This is a genomic window from Novosphingobium terrae (assembly GCF_017163935.1).
Taxonomy (GTDB): Bacteria; Pseudomonadota; Alphaproteobacteria; order Sphingomonadales; family Sphingomonadaceae; genus Novosphingobium; species Novosphingobium terrae.
In genome coordinates, this window is the sequence record NZ_JABVZR010000002.1 from 1,535,016 (window position 1) to 1,557,670 (window position 22,655).

At 58.1% G+C, this 22,655-nt stretch carries 15 protein-coding genes; 7 read left to right on the plus strand and 8 right to left on the minus strand.

What is annotated here, in order from left to right; genetic code table 11:
• The first annotated feature begins 163 nt into the window (after positions 1-163).
• Together HGK27_RS24840 and HGK27_RS24845 are read left to right on the plus strand one after the other, a co-directional pair.
• A complete protein-coding gene (locus tag HGK27_RS24840) occupies positions 164-2,377 on the plus strand; it encodes a TonB-dependent receptor (RefSeq protein WP_206243514.1) in 2,214 nt (737 codons plus the stop codon).
• A gap of 261 nt (positions 2,378-2,638) precedes the next feature.
• Positions 2,639-3,745: a pyridoxal phosphate-dependent aminotransferase gene (locus tag HGK27_RS24845; RefSeq protein ID WP_241127456.1), complete on the plus strand. Its 1,107-nt coding sequence runs from the start codon at positions 2,639-2,641 to the stop codon at positions 3,743-3,745.
• Between the two features lie 351 nt (positions 3,746-4,096).
• Here the strand turns inward: HGK27_RS24845 and HGK27_RS24850 are convergent, their stop codons facing one another.
• The 8 genes from HGK27_RS24850 to HGK27_RS24885 all read right to left on the minus strand — a co-directional run bounded on the left by HGK27_RS24850 (position 4,097) and on the right by HGK27_RS24885 (position 15,327).
• On the minus strand, positions 4,097-6,322 hold the full coding sequence (locus HGK27_RS24850; protein ID WP_206243515.1) for a carboxylesterase family protein: 2,226 nt from the start codon (positions 6,320-6,322) through the stop codon (positions 4,097-4,099).
• A 75-nt stretch (positions 6,323-6,397) separates the two neighbouring features.
• Positions 6,398-7,615 carry a PepSY-associated TM helix domain-containing protein gene (locus tag HGK27_RS24855; RefSeq protein WP_206243516.1) on the minus strand — a complete coding sequence of 406 codons (1,218 nt, stop codon included), beginning with the start codon at positions 7,613-7,615 and terminating at the stop codon, positions 6,398-6,400.
• 57 nt (positions 7,616-7,672) lie between these two features.
• On the minus strand, positions 7,673-10,849 hold the full coding sequence (locus tag HGK27_RS24860) for a TonB-dependent receptor (protein ID WP_206243517.1): 3,177 nt from the start codon (positions 10,847-10,849) through the stop codon (positions 7,673-7,675).
• Between the two features lie 86 nt (positions 10,850-10,935).
• Positions 10,936-11,940, minus strand: a complete 1,005-nt coding sequence (locus HGK27_RS24865) for a FecR family protein (RefSeq protein WP_206243518.1) — start codon at positions 11,938-11,940, stop codon at positions 10,936-10,938.
• A complete protein-coding gene (locus tag HGK27_RS24870; protein WP_241127458.1) occupies positions 11,909-12,601 on the minus strand; it encodes an RNA polymerase sigma factor in 693 nt (230 codons plus the stop codon). Before HGK27_RS24870 ends, HGK27_RS24865 begins: the two co-directional genes overlap by 32 nt.
• Before the next feature lie 393 nt (positions 12,602-12,994).
• Complete coding sequence (locus tag HGK27_RS24875) at positions 12,995-14,122, minus strand: FAD-dependent monooxygenase (protein ID WP_206243519.1); 1,128 nt, start codon at positions 14,120-14,122, stop codon at positions 12,995-12,997.
• A gap of 27 nt (positions 14,123-14,149) precedes the next feature.
• Positions 14,150-14,590, minus strand: a complete 441-nt coding sequence (locus HGK27_RS24880) for an ester cyclase (protein WP_206243520.1) — start codon at positions 14,588-14,590, stop codon at positions 14,150-14,152.
• Positions 14,590-15,327 carry an EthD domain-containing protein gene (locus tag HGK27_RS24885; RefSeq protein WP_206243521.1) on the minus strand — a complete coding sequence of 246 codons (738 nt, stop codon included), beginning with the start codon at positions 15,325-15,327 and terminating at the stop codon, positions 14,590-14,592. The genes HGK27_RS24880 and HGK27_RS24885 overlap by 1 nt, the downstream gene beginning before the upstream one ends.
• A gap of 167 nt (positions 15,328-15,494) precedes the next feature.
• Between HGK27_RS24885 and HGK27_RS24890 the strand changes: the two genes are divergently transcribed.
• From HGK27_RS24890 to HGK27_RS24910, 5 genes are all read left to right on the plus strand, one after another.
• Complete coding sequence (locus HGK27_RS24890) at positions 15,495-16,655, plus strand: serine hydrolase domain-containing protein (protein WP_206243522.1); 1,161 nt, start codon at positions 15,495-15,497, stop codon at positions 16,653-16,655.
• An 81-nt stretch (positions 16,656-16,736) separates the two neighbouring features.
• On the plus strand, positions 16,737-18,899 hold the full coding sequence (locus HGK27_RS24895; RefSeq protein WP_206243523.1) for a TonB-dependent receptor: 2,163 nt from the start codon (positions 16,737-16,739) through the stop codon (positions 18,897-18,899).
• A gap of 40 nt (positions 18,900-18,939) precedes the next feature.
• Complete coding sequence (locus tag HGK27_RS24900; protein ID WP_241127460.1) at positions 18,940-20,034, plus strand: MBL fold metallo-hydrolase; 1,095 nt, start codon at positions 18,940-18,942, stop codon at positions 20,032-20,034.
• The gene (locus tag HGK27_RS24905) at positions 20,031-21,083 is read left to right on the plus strand and encodes an aromatic ring-hydroxylating dioxygenase subunit alpha (protein ID WP_206243524.1); all 1,053 of its coding nucleotides are present in this window, start codon (positions 20,031-20,033) and stop codon (positions 21,081-21,083) included. The genes HGK27_RS24900 and HGK27_RS24905 overlap by 4 nt, the downstream gene beginning before the upstream one ends.
• A 458-nt stretch (positions 21,084-21,541) precedes the next feature.
• A complete protein-coding gene (locus HGK27_RS24910) occupies positions 21,542-22,375 on the plus strand; it encodes an enoyl-CoA hydratase/isomerase family protein (protein ID WP_206243525.1) in 834 nt (277 codons plus the stop codon).
• Positions 22,376-22,655: the final 280 nt, after the last annotated feature.

Sequence of the window (22,655 nt, forward strand, 5' to 3'; positions counted from 1 at the left end):
CGCAAATTTGCCCCGGCCTTCGCTAACGTCGCCGATGTCATATTCGATATGATCATATGACGCAGGAAGGGAAAGATTGGCAGGTCGCTCATAGCTGCCGTCGATGACGGTAAGAAGACAAGAGGTGCGACCGGGCCGTGCGCGACATTTTATGGGGGTTTCCATGAATAAATTTTATGTTCTTGCGCTTTCCACGGCTCTCTTGACAGGCACCGCTGGTCAAGCGTTGGCAGAGGTGGCCCCTGCGGCGCCTGGCGGTGTTGAACCGCAAGCTTCTGGTGCCGCGCCTGGAAGCACAGAAATCGTGGTGACTGCACAAAAGCGCAATGAGCGCCTGATCGACGTGCCGGTGTCGGTCACACAGCTCGATGCGAGTACCCTGGTTTCGCAGGACCTCACGACGATCCGCGATTTTTATACACGTGTTCCCGGCTTGCAGTATATCGGTGGCGCCGGGCAGACCACTTTGGCTATTCGCGGGGTGAACACCGATGCCGGTGGAAATCCGACGGTGGGGATCACCATCGACGACGTTCCCTTTCCGGTCGGGGGTCAGATTGCACCTGACCTGGACCCCGCGATCCTGCAGAATGTCGAGGTACTGCGTGGACCGCAGGGCACGCTTTATGGCGCCAGCAGCCTTGGCGGCTTGCTCAAGTTCCAGACAGTCACGCCTGACACCAACAAACTCTCCGGCCGTGTCGAGGCGGGGGTCGAGACCGTGACCGGCGGCGGTGTTGGGGCTTCGGGGCGCGCGGCCCTGAACATTCCAGTGATTACCGATAAGGTTGCTCTCAGCCTGAGCGGGTTTTACAAGCGAGCGCCAGGCTATCTCGATTATACTGCGCTTCAGGGCGGAGCACGCGACAATGCGAACACCTCCGACAGTTACGGTGGGCGCGCCGCGCTGCTGATCAAGCCGGTCGATGGCGTCAAGGTCAATCTGGCGTTTCTGGACCAGGAGCTGCGCGGCCAGGGCGGCACCACCGTTGGTCTGACCGACAGCTTCAAGCCCGACGCCGGGCCTACGACGAACAACTTCAGTACGACCCTGCCGATCTACAAGACGCGCGTCCGGCTTTACAGCGCGCGGGTCGATGCCGATGTTGGCTTTGCCACACTGTCGTCAATCACGGGCTACACGCAGAGCCGTTATTCACTTGGCAACGACCTGACGTTCGTTTTTGCGCCGATCCTTTCGGTGATTCAGGATGTCTTTGGCACCCCCATCGCCAATGATCGTGCGCAATTGCTAGAGACTACGTCGACCAACCGCTTCTCGCAGGAGGTACGTCTGGCATCGGCCACCGGTAAGCCGCTAGAATGGCTGGTTGGAGCCTTCTACAATTACGACAAGTCAACTTCGAACCAGACTCTTACCGCCATCAATCCTGCGACCAATGCCACCGATGCACTGGTGTTTGACGCGCCATCACCAAGCACCTATCGCGAGATTTCGGGCTTCGCTGATGCAACTTATCATCTGACCGACCGGTTCAGCTTGCAGGGTGGTCTGCGGTACGCTTCCAACCATCAGCACAGCATTCAGACCAGCAGCGGACTGCTGGCCGAATTGCAAGGAAGCAGCGATTCCGATGTGCGTTCCAGTGACCACAGCTGGACTTGGCTGCTTTCTCCGCAATATAAGATCAATGACAACCTGAACGCCTATGGCCGCTTTGCGACAGGATATCGCCCAGGTGGCCCCAACTCGGCGCTGACGCCTGACCATCTCACCTATGGTCCCGATCGAACAACCAATTATGAGATTGGGCTCAAGGGGAGTGTGCTCGATAAGAAGCTGACCTTTGCGCTTGATGCTTTCTGGATTGACTGGAAAAACATTCAAATCCTCTCGGTCGATGCCGTGACCCAGATCACCTTCACCCAGAACGGCGGTCGTGCCCGCAGCCGGGGCGGCGAAGCCGAAGTCAGCTACAGTCCGTGGAAGGGGACGGTCTTTGCTGCGAACGGTTCCTTCATTGATGCCCGGTTGCGTGATGACCTCATCGGTCAAACCGTGGGGCTGAGCGGCGACCGGCTTCCCTTGTCGTCAAAATGGTCCGGCAATCTGTCTGCTGACCATTCGTTCGCGCTGACCAATGCTGTCAACGCCAATGTCGGCGCTACCTTGAGCTATGTCGGGCCGAAATACGCTGAGTTCCCGACCGAGGGTAATCCGCGCGGCTATTCTCCGGGTTATGTTACGCTTGACCTGCGTGCAGGTTTTGAAACCCATGGCGTTTCCTTCTCGCTATATGCCCGGAATATCACGAATAAGAATGGTATCATCTTTGTCGATACCACCGGAAATCCCTATACGGGGAGCATCATCCAGCCCAGGACGATTGGCGCACTCGTATCTTATAAATATTGATGATGTGAAGCTGTCGTTATGCCATGCGCGGGCGGCAGCTTCCTGCGTTGCCAGTGAGGGTGTGACGACGCGGCAAAGTTATGCGCCAACCGCGCCTCGCGGGAGCAATATGAGATAAATTTATTTCGCGCTTGGCGTTAAACGTCGCGTGAAGGCAGCAACAGGGCACCGATATTCGTGATCACGCAGGATAATGGATCCGGTCAGAGCTATGCTCAATGGATTCGTGCGACGATGAGGCAATCTCGGGCGAAAGGAGAGATGATATCCTTTTTCGATAGTTCGGTTCCCGAACCAACTGATTTGCTGCGCGAAACCATCGCGGAGGCCTTTTCCGATCCGATTAGCTCTCGCTACAGAAGCGCATTCAACGGCGGTAACCCTTACATTCTTGATATGCTTGCGGCCCGCTATAGCCTGCCCCGTGAGCAGGTTCTTTGCACCACCGGCGCGACCGGGGCTCTGGCGCTGATCTATCGCGTTATGTTGCGCGGTGGCGAGCATGTGCTCATAGAGAGGCCTGGCTTCGATCTCTTCACTGATCTAGCCCAGGCGCAGGGTGCTTCGGTGTCCCATTTCGATCGGGTGGCACAGGATGGTTTTGCTATCGATATCCATGCTATCGAGGCTGCGATAAGACCAGAAACGCGACTGATCGTGCTGTCGGATCTGCATAATCCATCCGGGGCCTATGCCAGTGAGGCAACAATCGGGGCACTTGCCAAACTGGCGGAACGCCGCAGCATCCATATCGTCGTGGATGAGGTCTATGGTGATTATGTTGATGTCGATATGCGGCGTCGGGCCGCCGCCAGCATCTCGCCCTATCTGATCAGCATTAGCAGTCTGACCAAGATCTTTGGCCTCAGCACACTGCGTTGCGGGTGGATCGCCGGCTCCGCGCAGGTCATGACAGCAATCCGCGGTGTTAGCGACAGGCTCGAATTCGGCATGTCGAACCTGTCCCATGCTGTAGCTGCGCTTGTGATGGAGCGCGCCGACCAGTTCATACAGCCTGGCCGCGCCTTGTTGAGTGTGGCCCGACCGGTGGTTCGCCAGCGTTTCGCCCAGTGGCATGCGCAGGGCTTGATCGCAGGTGAAGTGCCGGATTTCGGCTGTATCGTCTTTCCTCAACTGGTCGGCGTCGAGGATACCCGCGCATTTTCCGAAAGGTTGTTCAATCGCTTTGGCGTTATTGTCGCGCCGGGCGAGTTTTTTGGGCTGCCGGGCCATGTCCGCATCGGTTTTGCGCGTCCACTGGAGGAATTGCAGCAGGGGTTCGATGCACTGGAAAAGACACTTATGCGCAGCCACTCTGCGTATGACCTTTGTACACCTTCACCTGTCAGACCCGAGGCATCGGATTAAACATCAAGCGGTCGGATATGTGGCCAGCCTCAGGCAATGATTGCAAGCCGCGCCGAAGGAGAGCAGCTTGTTGAGTAGGGTGGCACCGCCTTGCGTCGCATTAAGCATCCTCTAAGAGATCTAAAATTGGAGTTGTGCCGATAGATATGCACTTAATCATATTGCGATGTTAAAGTAATACATAAATACATCTGTGATGTATTTTTGAATCGATTGCGGCTATCATGGCTTTATTCTCGAATGTTAAAAAATTTAAAGAAATTATGGATTTATTGGGTCTTATTTGCGAATTAGAATGATTGCTTTGTTAGGGAATGTGTTCATGACTGCGGTCATTTCTCTCTTTGCCGGTCACCATGCCTTCTGCGTTGCATAAAATTTCTTCCAGAAGGCTATTTTAGCAGGATCTGCAATCGGGATCGTGCCGAAATGGTCGCCCAATTCCATCACCTGCGGATTGTCCGCACTCCACGCCGGCCATATAGGAAGTCCCGGCCCGTTTGGGTTACCGTTGGTGATGATGTTAGACCAATAGGAGGACATCGTTTCCGCAATACGGTGATCCTCTTGGGTCCAGGGAGCCTTTACAGCATCGAGGCTATTGAAGGCATAGGGAATTTCGGAGCCGTGAAAGGCTCCGCGGATATCGTGCCCGGGGCCGGGAATGGCATGGGTCCAAAAATAGGTATGTAAGGGCAGTGGATCGCCCTTGCGCCAAAGCGTGCCCCACAGCCAGGTCGAGATCCGTGAATTGTCGCGCGCCGAAGCATTGTTTTGCAAGGCAGCTTCATCGTCATTCCCAGCTGGGTAGAGGCGCAGGAATTCATCGGCGAGGTTGCCGAATTTACGCCTTGCTCCTGCCTGGAACTGCGACAGTGTTACGGCGACCTGGGGCATTCCGCCCCTCGGCGGTTCAGTTCGGGAACGCAATATACTGAAAGCAGTTTCGGGGACAGCACCAGTTTCATCCTTGTTGTTGCCAGTCACAAATGTGACCTGGTTCTGCGCACCAGCCTGATAAGTGTCCCAATATGTCTTTGGTATCACCCAGCCGTCCACCACCGGGCGAAACAGGGGAGGCTTTCCGTCGCTTCCAGTCTCAACCGAGGGGTCGATTGTGGCGCTGCCTTCGATCAGCTTCTGCCATGGCATTGCGCGCAAGGCTTCAAGCGTTCCTGCGCCATGCGCCGCTGCGTAGGCTACGCCCGCCTTTTCGGCACTGGATAGGGGGCGATAGGATACCGACAGGTAGCGCAGTTCTGTGTCGCGCGGATATCGGGCATGACTTTGCGCAATACTCGCCCGGAATAGCCCCTTCGCCAACGGGGACATCGAGAGAAAGCCGACTGACCCGGCACCAGCCGACTGACCGCCGATCGTTACCTTGGAGGGATCGCCTCCAAAGGAGGCGATGTTGCGCTGGACCCATTTGAGCAGGGCGATGTCGTCGAGCAGCCCATAATTGCCTGACGCAGCATGGCCGGATTCTCGGCTGAGCTCAGGTGTCGACAGGAAACCGAGAACGCCTACGCGATAGTTGAAGGTCACCACGACGACGCCCTTCTTGGCCAGCCCCTCGCCATCGAATTCGGGGCTTGCACCGGTGCCGCCGATAAAGCCGCCGCCATAGATCCAGACATAGACCGGTCGCTTCTCGCTGGTGCCAGGTTTGGCACCGGTCCAGACATTGAGCGTGAGGCAATCTTCGCTTTGGCTCAGACCTGGTGCCATCTCACCGCCGGGCTGAGGGCAGGCATTGCCAAAACTGTCGGCCTTGCGGGTATTCTGCCAAGAGAGCGCTGCGGCGGGGGGGCGCCACCGCAATGCACCAACTGGCGGTGCTGCATAGGGAATTCCCTTGTAGACAGCGACCGAAGGGTCGCGCCCGCTGATTCCGGTGAGCAGGCCGGTTTCGACCCTTACAGGTACCTTTGGCGCCATTTCCCCCGCGCCTTGCGCGAAAAGCGGCTTGCTAGCGAAGCCGACCACTTCGCCCGAGGCAAGAACATGGCCCACCATGGCCTTTTTGAGCTGCGTAAAATCGCTCGTGGCACCCTCTCCGATGCGTGTATCGAGCGCAAACACCTGCATATGATAGGGATGGCGGTCCCCATCATGGGTATGGGGGCCGACGTAGGTGGCCGCAGGGCCGTGTACGTTAGGACCGTAAGCCGCTCCAGCTGGCAGTTGAGAAAGCCCGGAGGCCAAGGAGGCGGTCGCTGGAGGCAGGTTGAAGACCACAAGATGGATGCTGGTCCCGGCAGCAGCATCACCGAGCATGCCCTGCACCACGACAACGTAGGAGCGAGTGCCCCGCGGACCGCCTGACCACGAAAGGCCTGGGAACCTGTTGTCACCATATTGCGTGCTGGCAAGCGGGATATCTCCGCTTTGGGGGAAGCCCGGACTCGAAACCATGAGGCGCGGCACGCCGCGGGCCGGGATCGCATTGATCAGCAAATCCTTATCGTGCCCAATCGTGGTCGGCATCGTGTGAGGCTCGGCCAGAGGCTGCGCCACGGCGGCATTTGCCAGAGCGAGGGCAATGACGCCCGAGATCGCGTGCGACTTACGCATGATGTTTCCTTCACCAAACCTGGATTGCTTTAAAAATTAGAGTGTTTTGCGCCTGACGCCACCCTGGATCTCAGATCACCAGATCAACTCGCTGCGCCCGCTTTTACGCCTTCGTCGCAGAAGCTGAACATACATGATTGCCCCTGAAAGCGAGAGATAGATCAGCGAGAAACCACCGAGCAGGACGAGCCATCGGCCTGTCAACCCGAACATATCCCCACGATGGAAGCGCTTCAGTGCCTGATGCAGCTCCCAACCGCTCGGAAAATTCAGATCCGGATAGCCTGGCTCCCACATTTGCATCACCGCGCCGCTCCGGGCGTTGTAGACATGCTGAGTGGTCTGGGCGTCGGCCCCGACCACCACCCCTTGAGGGTAGCCCACGAAATAGCGAAGGCGCAGGACCTTGATCCCGACCCCGGGTTCCCTCTGATGGAATGTAGTCAGCGTGGTACGGGTCATGGGAGACAACTCGGTGTCGCTGATCGGGCTGGAGAGGTCTCCGTCGAATGCGCGAGAACCTTTCGCGGTCATCAGCAACTGGTGGATCTTGGACCCGACATTGTCGAGCGACAGTGCCAGCCCTCCAACCGTCAGCCAGATCACCAGAATGCTCGCGCTTACAGCAATCCATCGATGCAGCTGACGCCACAGGTCGCCACCTTTCCACCAGGGGGCTGTTCTGCCACCCTTAGCCCGCAATCGGTAAAGCTTGAGGTAATGCGCGAGACCTGTGAAGATCAGTATGGCAAGGGCGATCGAGGCCAGGGCGTTGATCGCGACGCCCCATGGCATGAACTGAAAACGATGCAGGGCTTTGAACGTCGACCGGGTGGAGGCGAAGCCAGGGCCGGGCTGCTGAGGGGGCAACAGGGCGTCGGGCAGCCGCGCTCCGCTGGCCAGATCAAACATCATATGCCGCTCGCCCATCTGTACATGGGCGACGACCTTCCCATCAGCGCCGCGCAACTCAACCAATCGCAGCGGTTGATCAGGACCGGCAGCGCGCCCAAGTTCGGCTGCACGCGCGATGCCCGCTGCATAGTCTGTGTTGTCGGGCAGGGCGGGGGCAGCGTAGTCCGGGGCTGACACCACGGCATAATTAGGCGGCCCATAAATATGTTGCCGCATCATCAGCATGTCCGGATCGGTTTCTGGCGCATGCGTGAGCAGTGCGCGCATATCGGCCAATTGTGCACCGGTTCCCATGATGCCGATCCACAGCAGAAATACTGCCGAGATGGTGGCGCAGATTCGATGCCAGCGCAGCATAATCAACCTTTCGTCGGGCATGGACCGCCACAGGCGGTGCACAGCCCCCGGCCGATAGCCGGAGGCTGCTCGAATACATCAGAGTTTGACGCGGAAACCGGCCGAGAAATAGCGCCCGATCGGATCGTCGCCATAGGCAAAGCCGCCGAATGCGCCCACATTGCCGTTTGCTCCGAGGAAGGCGGCTGGCGGGGGTTGCTTGTTGAACAGGTTCTGGATGTTAAAGAACATCTGGGCGACTGTTCCGGATTTGAGCGGTACATTCACCGCCAGATTGAGATTGGTATAGGCCACCGCAGGCGTGTTGGGCTGGTTGAAAATCTGGGTTGGATCACCGGTCCAGGCCAGCGAGCTACGCCATTTCTCTACCACGCCGATCTGGAAATTGCCCAGCTTGTAATCAGCAAACACCGTCGCACGCCACTTCGGGCTGGCTTGCAGCGAGTTGGAACTGAAGGAAACGCCGGCTACGTCAATCGTATTGATGCCGGGCTGCTCGTAGATGATATGCGGTTGCCAGGTCACCAGGGCGCGCAGGCTGAAAGGATGGCCAAAGAGGGCATGAGCATAGTTCGCCTCATAGTCGAAGCCCCAGGTGCGCACGCGCGCGATGTTGATGACCGTGCTGGTGAACGAGGTGACTGCATTGGCGGCTGTCGTGTTGGTGAAATTGATCGGGCGTGTCTGCAGCGCGCAATATGGCGAAGAACCGCCACTGGCGTAGCAGGCCGCCTGGATCGATGGATTTGTACCTTGAATGTTGGTGATCGCATCGGACACTGTGATCTTGAAATAATCGAGGGACATGCTGAAGCCGGGCATGAAGGCAGGCTTCACCACACCGCCTACCGACAGGGTCTTGCCCACCTCAGGTTTCAGGTTGGGATTGCCCGCCGTATAGACCGCCACGGTCGGGCTCTGCCCGGTCAGAAGATCGGTGAAAGCCCCAGTTCCGGCGGTCTGTGGTTGGTACAGATCGTTGAGATTGGGCGCGCGAATATCGCGTGAGTAGCTGCCACGTAATTTAAAGGCTTTGCTGACATTCCAGTCTAGCCCGGCCTTGTAGGTCCAGGCGCTACCGCTGGTATCGTAGTAGGTATAACGCAGTGCGCCGTTGAAGCTGACATCCCGTGCCAGCGCCACATCATGCAGCAGCGGCAGATCGATTTCGCCCGCGACTTCGCTGACCGACTGGCTGACGGTGGAACGATTGGCCAGTGTGGCGTCGGCCCAGAGTAGTGTCGAACTCGTGCAATTGTAGCGCAGCCCCGTGCAATTGGCATAATCGGTGGGCGACGCGTTGCTGGTCGCTGTATAGCTCAATCGACGCCATTCGCCTGTGAGGGCCACATTGACCGGCCCGGCCCACAGGGTTACGGGCGAGCCGGAAATCGTTCCCTGCACATCGTTGAGTTTCGTGACCGCGCGGAAACCGGTTTGCTGCGTGATATAGGCCGCTGCAGCAGGCGAGATGTTGCCCGAACCGAACAGGTTGATCGGCGTGCAGCCAGGATAGAGGCCAGGATTTGTCAGGGTTACCCGGCATACAACATTGCCGTTGCCGTCGGTAACAGCATCCTCAGCTGCGGCCAGCTTCTGGTTGTTGATGTTGTTGTCATTGAGAGTGCTCAGGATCACCTGGCTGTTGGTATAGGAAGCATCCCATTTGAACTTGCTCCCCAGATTGCCCTTCAGGCCGGCATTGATGAAATACTGATCTGTCTGGCTGACGGTGTCGACCCGGGGCAGATCCGAGAACATGCGGCTGTAGGTGAAGGAGCTTGCACCACCCGCTGCCGTCTGCGCCTGATAGGCAGCAGGCAGATAGGCATTGGTGGCGCTTAGCGTGATGTTGTTGACGAAATTATAGGTACCGTAGTTGGCGGTATGGTTTGAGGTGTAACTGCCCTCGACATAGCCGTGGATGGCATCGGTAAAATCATAATCCAGCCGCGCGAAGGCCTGGTGTGAACGCATCGCCGCACGGATCGAGCTGTTGTAATAGGCGCCATCGCCACCGCTTTGATAGCCGTTTGTTCCCGTCGCAGCGCCGTTGACGAAAGGCGAGAGAGTGCCATTGCTGGCAAACTGGTAACCGGCCAGCGGGCCGCTGCGGATCAGGCCACCGAAGGTGGTCGTCGAGATACGGGTATTGTCAACGAGATGATAGGGATTGGCGGCAGTGCCGCCGCCCTGCACTGTATATTGGTGCGTGCCCCAAGGGCGATCGAGACGTGAAAGCACGCCCGGATCATTGCGATACTGATAGCTCACCTCAAAGTGACCGCGTCCTTCAGCGAAGGGTCTACCATAGGCTATCCCCAGATCGGTCGTCGCATCGTCGCCATAGGTGGAGACGCCTCGGATCGCCTGCAGCTTGAGGCCTTTAAAGGTCGTATCGGTGATGAAGTTCACCACGCCACTGATGGCATCCGAGCCATAGACAGCTGACGCACCGCCGGTCACGATATCAACGCGCTTGAGCAACAACTGCGGGATCATGTCGGTATCGACGAGCCCGTCCTGTGTGGTTGGTGGCAGGCGGTGCCCGTCCCATAAGACCAGCGTGCGAGTATAGCCCAGCGCTCGCAGGTTCTGCACATTGCCTGAATTGTTGGTGACGCCTGTGCCTGGATTGCCGTTCTGTCCGCGCGATCCTGAGAAGATTGGCAGATCATTTATCGCGTCGGAAATGCTGCCCGGATGGGAGTCCAGCAGTTGATCGACCGCCACCACGGTGACTGGCGTGGGGCTGTTGTTCCCATTTTTGATGGTGCGCGAGCCTGTAACGATGATGTCTTTGTCCGGCACGGCAGGAGCATCCGCCTTCGGCGCAGTTGTGTCGCCGGATTGCGTGAGACTTGCCGCCCCAGAATCGACGGGCAATTGCGATACCATTGTCAATGCGACTGGCCGCTTGCTCACAGAAACCGGTTTAGCCGCGGCGGTGGGGCGCAGGATGATCGCTCCACCGGCCACCGCTGAGGGGACGAGGTTGGTGCCACGCAGGAGCTGAGAGAGCGCGACGCCGGTCGGCAGGCTGCCATGGACAGAATTGACCTTGAGATTGGCGACCATCGACTGAGGCACCAGGATCTGGATCTGCGCCTGATGAGCGAAAAGGGGTATCCCCGTTTCGGCACTCTGGCCCTGCACATCGAATTGATGGACATCCTGAGCCGCTGCATGGGCCGACGTCGCGACCGAAAGCGTCGCAACCGCCATAGCCAAGAAGCTTGGCTGAAACCTGTTCATGGTGATCCCTCTCCCTGGACGCTCTCGTCAGCGCCTTCGATGGTAAAGAGCAATGGAATTCGGGCTTCCGTCAAATGCGGTAAAATTTATTTCGCGCTCAGCAGAAGCTCATCACCACTTCGCAATATTTCAAGGTTATAGGTTGCCGCCACCGTTTCAGCAAAATGCTCCGGGTCATTGGTTTGGAACAGCCCGACCAGCTTTTCCCGACCGACGAGCGGGTCATTCACGACAATCTTAAGGCCATTGTAACGGTTAAATTCATCGATGGCCTCAACCAGTGTCTCACCGCGCAGGCTGATTTCACCATCCCGCCATGCCAAAGTTCGCTCGATGCGTTCTGGTGCTGTATCCACTGCGCCGATCAATCCTGAAGCCCCCAGCCGTGCCTGCTCGCCGGCCTTGATAAGCACATGCCCGTCTGATTGCTCCCCCGCCCAGGCCGAAACAACACCTTCGGTCACCGAAACCAGCGCCATTTCATCGCTCTTGCGAACGGAAAAGGCGGTGCCAACGGCGCGAACCTGGATCGGGCCGGCATTCACAACGAAGGGCCTTGCCGGATCCTTGGCAACATCGAACCACGCTTCGCCATGGACGAGATCAATCTTGCGCATATCCTTGGCCAGAGCCACACGGATTGTGGAATCGGTGTTGATGGTGGCTAATGAGCCATCCTGCAGCGGCAGGCGCCTTACTTCGCCAAGCCCCGTGGTTTCAAGATGACGTGCAACAAAACTGGGAAAGAGCAGTCCTGCTGCCGAGGCGGCCAAACCGCCACCTAGAGCACCAAGGACAATGCGTCGGTCAAACTTGCGGAATCGCAGGCGGGGGGGCTCGATAGCCATGTCCGAAATATTGCTATCGTGAGGCAGGCGGCTGGGGAGTTGGCTCCAGTCCGAAGGCTGAACCACGTGTGCGCGGTCGAGCATCGACCATGCGGCAAGCGCACGGATGAGGGCACCGCGATGACGGCGGTCCTGCGCCAGCCAGATTTGCAGCTCCTGCTCGTCTCCGGCCTCCAAGGGATGCCGAACAGCCCAGGCCAGCGCCTGCTCCTCAATGCCGTTGGGGGAGTCTGGAGATATCATGATCAAAGGTCGCTGATGTAGGGGTTGATGGCTCGGTTGTCGTCAGGCGCTCAAGGACGGCCTTGAGGCCGCGCGAGGCCTCGTTTTCCACCACATTGATGGAAACTCCAAGGCGGTCGGCGATCTCCCTTTGAGAAAGGCCATAAATCTTGCGCATTTCTACAATCTGACGCGCGCGGGGTGGCAGGTCTGCGATTAGCGACAAGACGCGTTCCAGTTCGCTGCGTGCCGTTACGATCCTCTCTGACGACGGGACCTCGCTCGCCAAGGCAAGCTCGTCGATATCGGCCATCGTGTCGATACGGACGATCTTGGCACGTCTCATCTCCTGCAGGATGCAGTTTTTCGCGACAGTAAAAAAGTAGGACAGGGGAGACCTGATGGATGCGATGTCTTCAAGTTCTCCCATCCGGCAATAGCATTCCTGAATGATGTCCTCGACATCACCAGGATCGCGCATCCGTCTGCGAAGCCAGGCACGCAAGGCCCCTTCATGAGGCAAGACTTCTCGCCCGATCCATGCTGCGAACGTCTCGCTTCTGGATGTCACGGTCAACATACTCCCCAGCATGATGCCCGGCACGGACTTTTCCGTCTGGCGCGAAAAATAATTGGCATCAGGATATTCGGGGCGGCACGTCCCGTCCCGTCGGGCGACCATGCCATGGAGTGCCGGCGAGGAAGCTATTCAAATCATTTATCGAGTGCACGGACTAGCGCCTTCGGCGGGCTTCTCCTTCAAGCTTGGTCACACAATTAGGCGGGGCGTGGTTCCTGCCCCGTGAGCCTAACAGCCCTTGCACTCTGTGAGATATCGTATTGAAAATACGATCTCAAAGGATGTGAGAGTGGTCTGCCTATTGAGCCGGAATGGATCGGGCAACTCCTGTTATTCCGGCAATCGTGCGCTGTGCGCTCGAACACGCAAGAATTGGGTAAGTTTCACGTTCAAAGCGTCGAACTGTTCAACCTGGCCGAGTTTGCAAGTTTGCGCTTTTGGCCGGCCCGGATACACTGATCCTTGCCGGCCAACCGCTTTGTCAAAAATGCCCGATCAGATTGGTTTTCGCAAGACATCCCAGACGCGCATGATTTCAGCGCCCTGATTGAATCCGGGCGTGGGGTTTTGCTGCCAGCGGCTGATTTTCAGCCCGGTCTCCACCACTGCCCGGCAACGTTCGAAACGACGCTCACCGAACGCTTTGAGGCCGTCGGGGATCGATGAGGCGTGTTTCAGAGAATCTGCTAACGCGACACCGTCTTCCATCGCCAAACCCGCTCCGTAGCCAAGATGTGGCGTCGTCGCGTGGACCGCATCGCCGATCAGGACAACATTGCCACGGTTCCACGGCAGAGGCTGTAAGGTGGTCAGCAGCGGCGCGAAATGGATGTGGCGGATGCCATCGACTTGGTCGCGTGCTTCCCCGAAGACACCGTCGAAATCCGCGAGAGCCTCGTGGACCATGTCTTTATATTCGCTTTTGTCCGGCCGCGGCGGCTGATCATAGGTGACCAGGCAGAAGAGGTAATTCTCGTCTTCGGAAACCGAGATCAAGCCTGGCACGGCCTTGCTGCCGATCGCCGAGTAAAGCACCGCCTCTGTTTGGCGCGGAACGCTGGCACGCCAGACGCATTGTCCAGCATAGGCAGGCTTGGGCGCTTCAGGGAAACGCAAGGCCCGCACGGAGGAGTTCACGCCATCGGCGCCCACGACCAGATCGTAGATATCGCTGCTGCCATCGCTGCGTGTTGCCCGGATGCGACCGTCAGGCTGATCTTCAAGGGCCTGGACGCTCATTTCATGGGTCACGGTCGCACCCAGTTCGATCGCACGGTCATAGAGAGTGCGGTGCAGGACACGTCGACTGATCCCGACGCCAGTGGGGAGGCCCGGGCGGGCCATCTGCTCGAAGGCATGAGTACCCAGGACCTGCCCATTCGCTGCTATGAACGAGGCGCTCTCGACCTTGACGCCGGCGGCGGCGACAGCCTCTGCCACCCCGATCAGGTCGAGGGCCCGCAGGCACGCCGACATGACATGGAGCTCTGAACCCAGCACGCCATGATCGGGAGTGCGTTCCACAACGTCTACTGAAAAGCCGGCGAGTGTCAGTGCGCTGGCAGCGCTCAATCCTCCGGGGCCGGCGCCGACAATGAGGGCGCGTCGAATTTCGTCGGACATAATCTCAATCTCACTTTGTCTAGCGGGTCATTCGGCGACAAACAGGACCTTCTTCAGACCAAGCTGCTTTTGCAGCGTGGCCTGGTCGATCAGACTGAAAATCGATAGCAGCTTGCCTTCCCGGAAGGTCATCATGTTCAAAAAGCGTACTTTGGTAAAGGCGCCGGTCGGCTCCTGCCCCAGAAGCGGTCCGGAATTCGTTCCGGTAACAGTCCCTTGAACGAACACATGGTCACCCTCGGCGACCATGACGTCGGGCCTGTGGATCATGTCCGGGAACCCCTTGTGGTAGCCGTTCATGAGCGCCCAATGGGCATCGCGGTCCATGGGTGTATCGTTGCCGGGATAATCGAGGCTGAAGTCCTTGTGGTAGATTTCATCGAGGGTGGCGCGATCGAGGCGGTCGACGGCACGAAAGAAGGCGTCTGCCAAGTCCTTGTTCGCGGTAGACTGGGCGGTGGCTTCCATCACGCGGTCTCCAGATTGTTGATCTGCTCAATTTCGCGGCATAGGAAGCTGAAGCTGGAAGGCTCGAGGACCTCGGATGATGCTTTAGCGATTGCCGCATGCGCTTCGCTGGAATTCAGGAATGCGGCAAATGCGTTGCGATCGGCAAAATAGATTTCATCGAAAGCGGCGAATTGATTGAACGGCACTTTTTCCCAACGGCTTCCGATGAAAACCTCTGGCGCAACGCTCGCAGTCGGCGAATTGCGGACATAACGCAGTAAGCCGGGTGCTTCCTTCGCGATGCTTACAAACGGCGCCATGGCGGTCGTGAGGGCGGAGGGCGTGACGCCTTCCTTCGTGCGGTAGAATTGAACGAGCTTCAGGGCTTCGTGAGGCAACTCCGTGCTGGCGATCACTTCGGCTTCGGTGAGCATCGAGACGATCACGCTGGGATCGGACAATTGATGCGACCGCACCTTCTCGATGTAGTCTGGATCATCGAACGACGCGATGAAGTCCGTTGCGGTTTCGAAGGTCAGCTGGCTCATCGCATCCCAACCTTCCGGGCCGAGAGGAAGCGGGGGGCGCGGCAGACTGGAATCATGGAGTGCGCGATTCTGAACATATCGACGAAGCAGCCGCAGGAGGCCCGGCGCGTCGCGCATGATGTCCACGTGCTTGCCATGCCATTCGTTGTAAAACCATTCGAGGGTGTCGCTTGGCCGATGCCGAGAAACATTGGACATTCTGATCATTGGGCGCTTCCTCTACCTCTGATTGTCGGAGCGATTGCGATCTCTCGTCACCTTCGTCCCTCATGGTTCGAGTTACTGATAGACTTGACTTGTGTCCAGATCAAAACGTATTAGTCACCAAGTGACCTGCTGACACGGTCGGCCGGCGCAACGATTGGGAGTTGGAAATGGATCTCTTGAACGCAGGGCAGAAAGAGGCCGTGCTGGCGCTCGAGGCGGCAGCTCAGCGCGACATCGACAAGGAGCTTTGCCACGGCGTTGCGATGCGCGTGATGATTGGTGGCGAAACTGTCCACTCGGCCACACTCGGCCATTCGGACAAGGCGGCCGGCCGCGAAACGCGCGAGGATGACGTGTTTCTGGGCATGTCGATCTCAAAAGCGTTCTGCGCGTCGGTTTTCTTGCAGCTCGTTGATCGCGGAGAGGTTCAACTGGATTTGCCGGTCGCTGAATATCTGCCGGAATTTGGAGTTAAGGGGAAGCAGCGCGCCACCGTTCGCCAGCTGTTGACCCATCAGGCTGGAACGTTTGCCGGATTTGTCCTGCCTCCGCCGCTGGACTGGATGAAGGATTCCGGCAATCTCGAAAAATGTGTTGCGGCTGTCTGCGCGCAACCGGCGGCCTATGTCCCGGGCGAAAGAGTGGTCTACAATCCCTGGGCCAGCTTCGCTCTGCTCGCGGAGATCGTTCGACGGGCGGAAGGCGGCACCTCGCGTTTCAGCGATATCGCGAATCGCCGGTTGTTCGCGCCACTCGGCATGAAGGACAGCGGCTACGGGCACGCCCTCGACGATCCTCGCCGCGTTCCCGTCAAGGTGCTGGACCCGTTCACCGGACCGCCTGAGCGCGCCATCACCGAAACTCTGAACCTCACGATCAATGCGGAGTGCGAAATTCCCGCTGGCGGGGCTTTCACAACGTTGAACGATGCGTCGCGCTTCGTGGAAATGCTGCGTCGGGGAGGCACGCTGGATGGTACGCGCATCCTGTCGCCTTCGCTCACGCAATACGCGCTCAAGAACCACACCGGCGCGCTGGAAAACGGCTTCTGGGACTATTCGCGTGAGCAGCGCGGAATTGCATCGTTCCCCGCCCGCTTCACGCTCCTGGGAGGTTATACCCGCGGAGACGGTCCCTGGATTTCGGCCATGGGCCTGACCGCCTCGCCGGGGAGTTATGCGGCGGTCGGCGGCGGTTCGACCATGGTGATGTTCGACCCCGAGAGGGAGTTGAGCTTTGTCTTTCTGGCCGCAGGCTTCCTTGAGGGCCTGGGGCATTTCCAGAGATTGCAGAAGCTTTCGGATCTGGCGCTGGCGATTGCGCCATAGGAGATCAAATGAAGCGATAAAAACAAAAGGGGAGATATGATGAGAGGACTATTTTTAACAACGACATCGATATGTCTGGCTTTGACCGCCGTTGAAGCGAAGGCGCAAGATGCTGCTGCGCCTTCGCCGAAGCCGGCAACGGCTTCATCGTCCGGAGGCAATGCCGATACAGCGGGCGTTGCCGAGATTATTGTCACGGCGCAGAAGCGCTCGGAACGCATGCAGGATGTTCCGATTGCGATCGCGGTGATCGGTGGTGATCACCTCAAGGTGGCCGGTGTCACTCAGGTGACAGACCTTGCCTTCGTCGCACCCAGCGTCACGATCCAGGCTGGCCTCGGTTTCGTGAAGCCATTTATCCGCGGCGTGGGCTCGACCGCGAACGGGGCCGGGATCGAATCACCCGTCGCGATCTATGTCGACAATGTCTATATCGCGGATGGCCCGGGGGGGCTGTTTTCATTCAATAACATAGATCACATTGAAGTCCTTAAAGGCCCCCAGGGAACTCTGTTCGGTCGCAATGCCACCGGCGGTCTGATCAATGTCCTGACGCGTGACCCAACGCACAAGCTCGAGGTGGAAGCCTCCGGGACTTACGCGAACTATGCTGATGTCGAGGGCAACCTCTATGTGGCGGGCGGATTGACCGATCAGCTGGCAGCAGGCGTCGCCGTCCAGATCAAGCATCAGGGCGATGGATGGGGTAAGAATTTCACCACAGGCCGCGATGTCTATACAATTCCACACGACTTTTCGACGCGCGGAAAGCTCGTCTGGCAAAGCGGCGGTACCAGAGTACACCTTTCCGGCGACTATACCGATCGCACGTCGACCATGGACACGCTCGGACCGGCAGCGGGCACCCGGCCGCTGTTTGCGCCTGCGATCATCACCTATGTCCCCACCTATAACGTTAGCCTGGATACCGATGCGACCGACAAATATGTTGGAGGCGGCGGCAGTCTGCGCATCAATCAGGACATCGGGACTCTTGAGCTGGTGAGTACGACTGCCTATCGGCGATCGCGCTTCCTCTATGGCGTGGATTTCGACCAGACGCCTGCTCGCATTCTGACCGTGGATCCCCCGGTCCATCAGAACGATCGCCAGTTCAGTCAGGAGCTTCAGCTCCAGAATGGGGGACATGGACGCCTCCAATGGACTCTGGGCGCCTTCTATTTCAATGCCAAATCCGAATATCTTCAGGATTTGAATTTTGCTGGCCCTTTGCTCGCCGCCGGCGCCAGCGACATCATTACGAATGGTGCGCAGACAACCCGTTCCTACGCCCTGTATGCGCAGGGGACCTATAGCCTGACCGATACCACGCATTTCACTGGTGGCTTCCGCTATACGTGGGATCAGCGTGGCCTTTTCGGAACGCGAACGACCTATCTGGTGGGTGGTGGAACTGTTCCGCTTCCCTTCCTCAATGGTGACAAGACCAATTTTCGCCAGCCGACCTGGCGACTGTCGCTGGATCAGAAGTTGAACTCTGACATTCTTCTGTATGCTTCCTACAATCGCGGTTTCAAGAGCGGGGGCTACAATCTCTCATCGCCGGGTGATCCGGCCTATCTGCCCGAGAAGATCGACGCCTATGAGGTCGGCTTCAAGTCGACACTGCTCGATCGTCGCGTAAGGCTGAATGGCGCGTTCTATTACTATGATTACTCGAACATGCAGGTGTCACGATTCGTGAATGGATCGATCGGCATCTACAATGGCGCGCGGGCAAGACAGAAGGGTGTCGATCTGGACGGCGAATTTGTGGTCAATCACAATTTCTCGCTGACCGGCGGTGTCGCGTTCCTTGACTCCAAATTCCTGAGTTTCCCGAATGCCGTCGTCGTCAATATTCTGCCCAACGGGCTACCCGTGCAGCTGGTCGATCAGAATGTCAGCGGAAACCGCACACCCAATTCCCCCAAATTTACCTCTTCGCTCGGAGGCAAGTTCACCTTCCCGACAAACATCGGCGAATTCGGGGCGAGCCTTGACTGGGCTCACAATTCGGGCTTCTTCACCGAACCTGACAATGTCCAGCGGCAGAATAGCTACGATCTGGTCAATGCCGGAATTTCCTGGCTGTCGCCGTCCAAGATGTACAGCGCCAGGATCTGGGGCAGAAATCTTCTGTCTCAATATGTGATCACGCAAAAGCAGAGCTCGAACTTCGGGGTCGTCGCCAATTATCAGGCGCCCTTGACATATGGCATTACCATTGGGTTCAAGCTGTAAGGCCAAGTTCGAGACATTCCATCAACGGTAAAGAATGGGAGTGACTGCCGGGTTGCGGTCTGCTGGCCTATGCGCGCAACCCGGCGCTCCTTTTCCTGATATTCGGACGAGAGGAAAAACCCGAGTGATGATTCAAGCATGCAAGGCGCGAATGCGTCCCTGGCTTCTGATCGCGGTGCTGGCAATGGCTGGCAATGCGTCGGCGGCTTCGGCCAGCGCTTCGGGCGCTTGCGTGGATTTTCGGTGGATCACGCTGGGGACCGCTGGAGGCCCGGCCGCAACACCGGACCGCGGTGAGCCTTCCAACCTGCTCATTTTCGGCGATCACAGGATATTGGTCGATGCGGGCGATGGCACGGCGGGGCAACTGGCGAAGATCGGTGTCGATCTGGGAAGCGTGGAGGCTGTCTTCATCAGCCATCTTCATCTCGACCATACCGGCGGCCTTGGGGCCGTGATTGGTTTGCGCTGGATGAATCAATACCCCGGTCGCCTTCATATCATCGGGCCGCCGGGCACGCGTGAGATGATCAATGGATTGGTTGCCTCCATGGCGCCCAGTGCAAAGATCGGCATTGGTGTGGGGCCGGCGATGATGCCGCCTGCGCAATCCGTCGAGGTCACGGAGCTTCGCGGCGGCACGGACATGGACTTTGGCGAACTGCATGTTTCAGCGGTGCGCAACACGCATTATGGCGTGGAATCGTCGCCGTCGGCCGATGCCATGCAATCGCTGAGCTACCGCTTTGCGCAGGGGCCGCGCGCTATCGTCTATACCGGCGACACTGGCCCGAGTTCGGCAGTCGAAGGTCTGGCGCGGCATGCCGACCTTCTCGTTGCGGAAGTGATTGAGGCCGACGCTCTGTTGAGCAATCTCGCGAAAACCCGCAAGGAGGTAAGCCCGGCGATGCTGGCGGCTCTGCGGACCCATTTCACGACACACCACCTCACCCCCGATGCCCTTGGCGAACTGGCTCAGGCAGCGGGCGTTTCGCATCTTATGGTGACCCATCTGGCTATCGCCGGATCAACCGCGCAAAGTCAGGACCGAGTCAAACTTCAAATCCTCAACCGCTTTCATGGGCCGGTCGATGTCGCCCATGATCTTCAGGGCATCACGGTTCCGTGCCCGTGAACAATCAGAACTGGAGCGATCTCATGTTTCTCCGAGAGAGTTGGTACGTCGCCGCATGGGGGGTCGATCTTGCTGAAGCAGGGGGCATCCTCGCCAAAACGATCGCCGGCGAACCAATCGTCATCTGGCGGGACGCGGATGGCGGGCTCCATGCGATGGAAGATCGGTGCCCGCACCGCCACGCTCCGCTTTCGCGAGGGCGTGTCGAGGGCAACCGGCTCCGTTGCATGTATCATGGCATGACCTTTAATGCTGATGGGCGCTGCCAGAGCATGCCTTTGTTGGATACGCCACCGAATGTGGCGGTGCGGACCTATCCGGTTGTCGAGAAATACGACTGGCTCTGGATCTGGATGGGGGACGCCTGCAAGGCGGACCAAAGCCTCATTCCCGCTGCGCATGGTATCAGCAATCCTGGCCGGCCGATGCGTCACAACAGCATCGAGTATGAGGCGCACTACCAGTTGGTTCACGACAATCTTTGCGACCTGTCGCATGTCGATTTTCTTCACGCGACAACTCTTCAGCCGGCGACAGGCGCCAACTGGTCCGAGACCGCGCCGAGAATTCAGTCGAAGGATCGCGCCGTGCGCTTCGAGCGCTGGTTCGAAGAAGCTCAGCTGCCTGGCGATCCCACGCAGCGCGTCGATGTATGGAATAGCTACGAGTTCGCGGTTCCGGGCATATTCATCATGTATGGAGCCCGTTTCCCAGCGGGTACGGCTCGGGCATGCAACCGAAAGGAACCCGTCGGGATCGCGCCGATCGTCGAGAATATCGAGCAGCAGGCCGTCACGCCGATTTCCGCCACTCATACGGCCTACCATTATGCGACGGGTCTGGTCGGAAGTACGGATGAGATGACCGCGCGGTTGGCCCAGCGAATGGACGTGATCATGGCTGCTTTCGTCGAGGATCGGGATATGATCGAAGCTCAGCAAAGGATCTGGAATCTGACGCCCGCCAACAAGAAGACCCTCTTCTTGCCGCAGGATAAAGGGCCGTTCATGATGAGGCGGATGATGGAGAAGTTCATCGCATCAGAATGATCGCGGCGTGATGGGCGAGGGGCTTGTTGGTATAACTGCGTCGGCCCCTCTCGAGGGCCGTCGCTGGTATGCTGATCAGCTACGCTTTGCGTGGGCGTTTCTTTCTTCCTTCCCGAACTGAGATCTGCGCAGGGCGGCAGGGCTGTTGAAAGTCATATGAGCCTTTACCATTCACATGGTTCGCTCCGCTCGGAAAAAATCGATGCTGATCGCGGCAACTGAATGGTTCGTGCCACACGGGCTCGCTTAACGCAGCGCCCTTCCCCGTCCATTGGCGCTTTTTTTGCGATAAAAATAACGCAATAACAATGTGATGAAGGAATATTCTATTCCGGGCCGCGCATAACGACGTAAACGATGGAAAATTGTTGCATCAGAAATGTTGGTGCCTTAGTCAGGTGGTCACCAAGTCATTTTTGAGGAGAGTGAGCATGCCGGCACCCTGGAGTCAAAAGAGGATGTATCGCACCTTCCTGGAAGAATATTCCGAGAAGTGGAGCGAGTTTTTCACCATGCGCCGTGAGGATGGAATCCTCGAAGTGCGCATGCATACGAATGGCGATTCGGCTCAGTGGGGCCTGGAAATCCATCGCGCGCTCATCCCTGCGTTCGCCGATATTTCGCACGATCCGGAAACGGAATGCATCATTTTCTCCGGGACTGGATCCTCGTTCCTTTCGTCGATGGATGCGGAAGGTTGGGAGCGGAACGGCTTCAAAGAACCCTATGATTTCCGCAAGGGTTATGAATACTGGTATGTCGACCAGGTGCATGAGCCGTTCGCGCTGCTCAACCTCGAAGTGCCGGTCATCGCCGCCATTAACGGTCCCTTCTTCATCCACCAGGAGCTTGCACTGGTGAATGATATCGTGATCTGCTCGGAGAGCACCACGATGTCCGACGGACACTACACCGGCATGGGCATCGTTCCAGGCGACGGCGTCCAGACGCTTTTCCGTGAGCTGATGGGCATCAACCGCGCCAAGCATTTCCTGCTCACCGGTCAGGTCATGACCGCGCAGGAAATGCTGGCTCTCGGTCTGGTCGGCGAAGTGGTCCCGGACGACAAGCTTCTTGATCGCGCTTGGGAAATCGCCCGCGAGGTGTTTATGAAGCGGTCGCGGTCGCATCGTCGCATGACGCGTTCGCTGCTGGTGCAGCCGTGGCGCGAACTGATGGTTCGCGAGCTGCCGGCCGGCCTTGCGATGGAGTGCTGGGCAACCCATGGCTACTGGCCGCTGGCGGACAAGCAGGATTACGACATGGCCACGCTCAAGGAAGGCGAGGGTTGATTTCCATGGTCGTTGGCACGCGTCTGCTTGCCAACGACCATGCCCGGGCCTGGAGCATGGCGGCAGGGATGCCGTTTGGCACTCTGCTCGGGCCAGGTGTCATTCGAGGTAAGCTGACCGGATGCCGGATGGATGGTGATGCGGGCCGCAGTGGAACGGCACTCCTTTCAAAGGCCTGTGCGCTATGTGCCAGTGGGTGAACAAGGCCGCAGTCCGGGCGGTCGGACTAGGGATTGATCAATAAGTAAGCCGAAGTACGCGTCCTGGCGGTCCGGCAGGA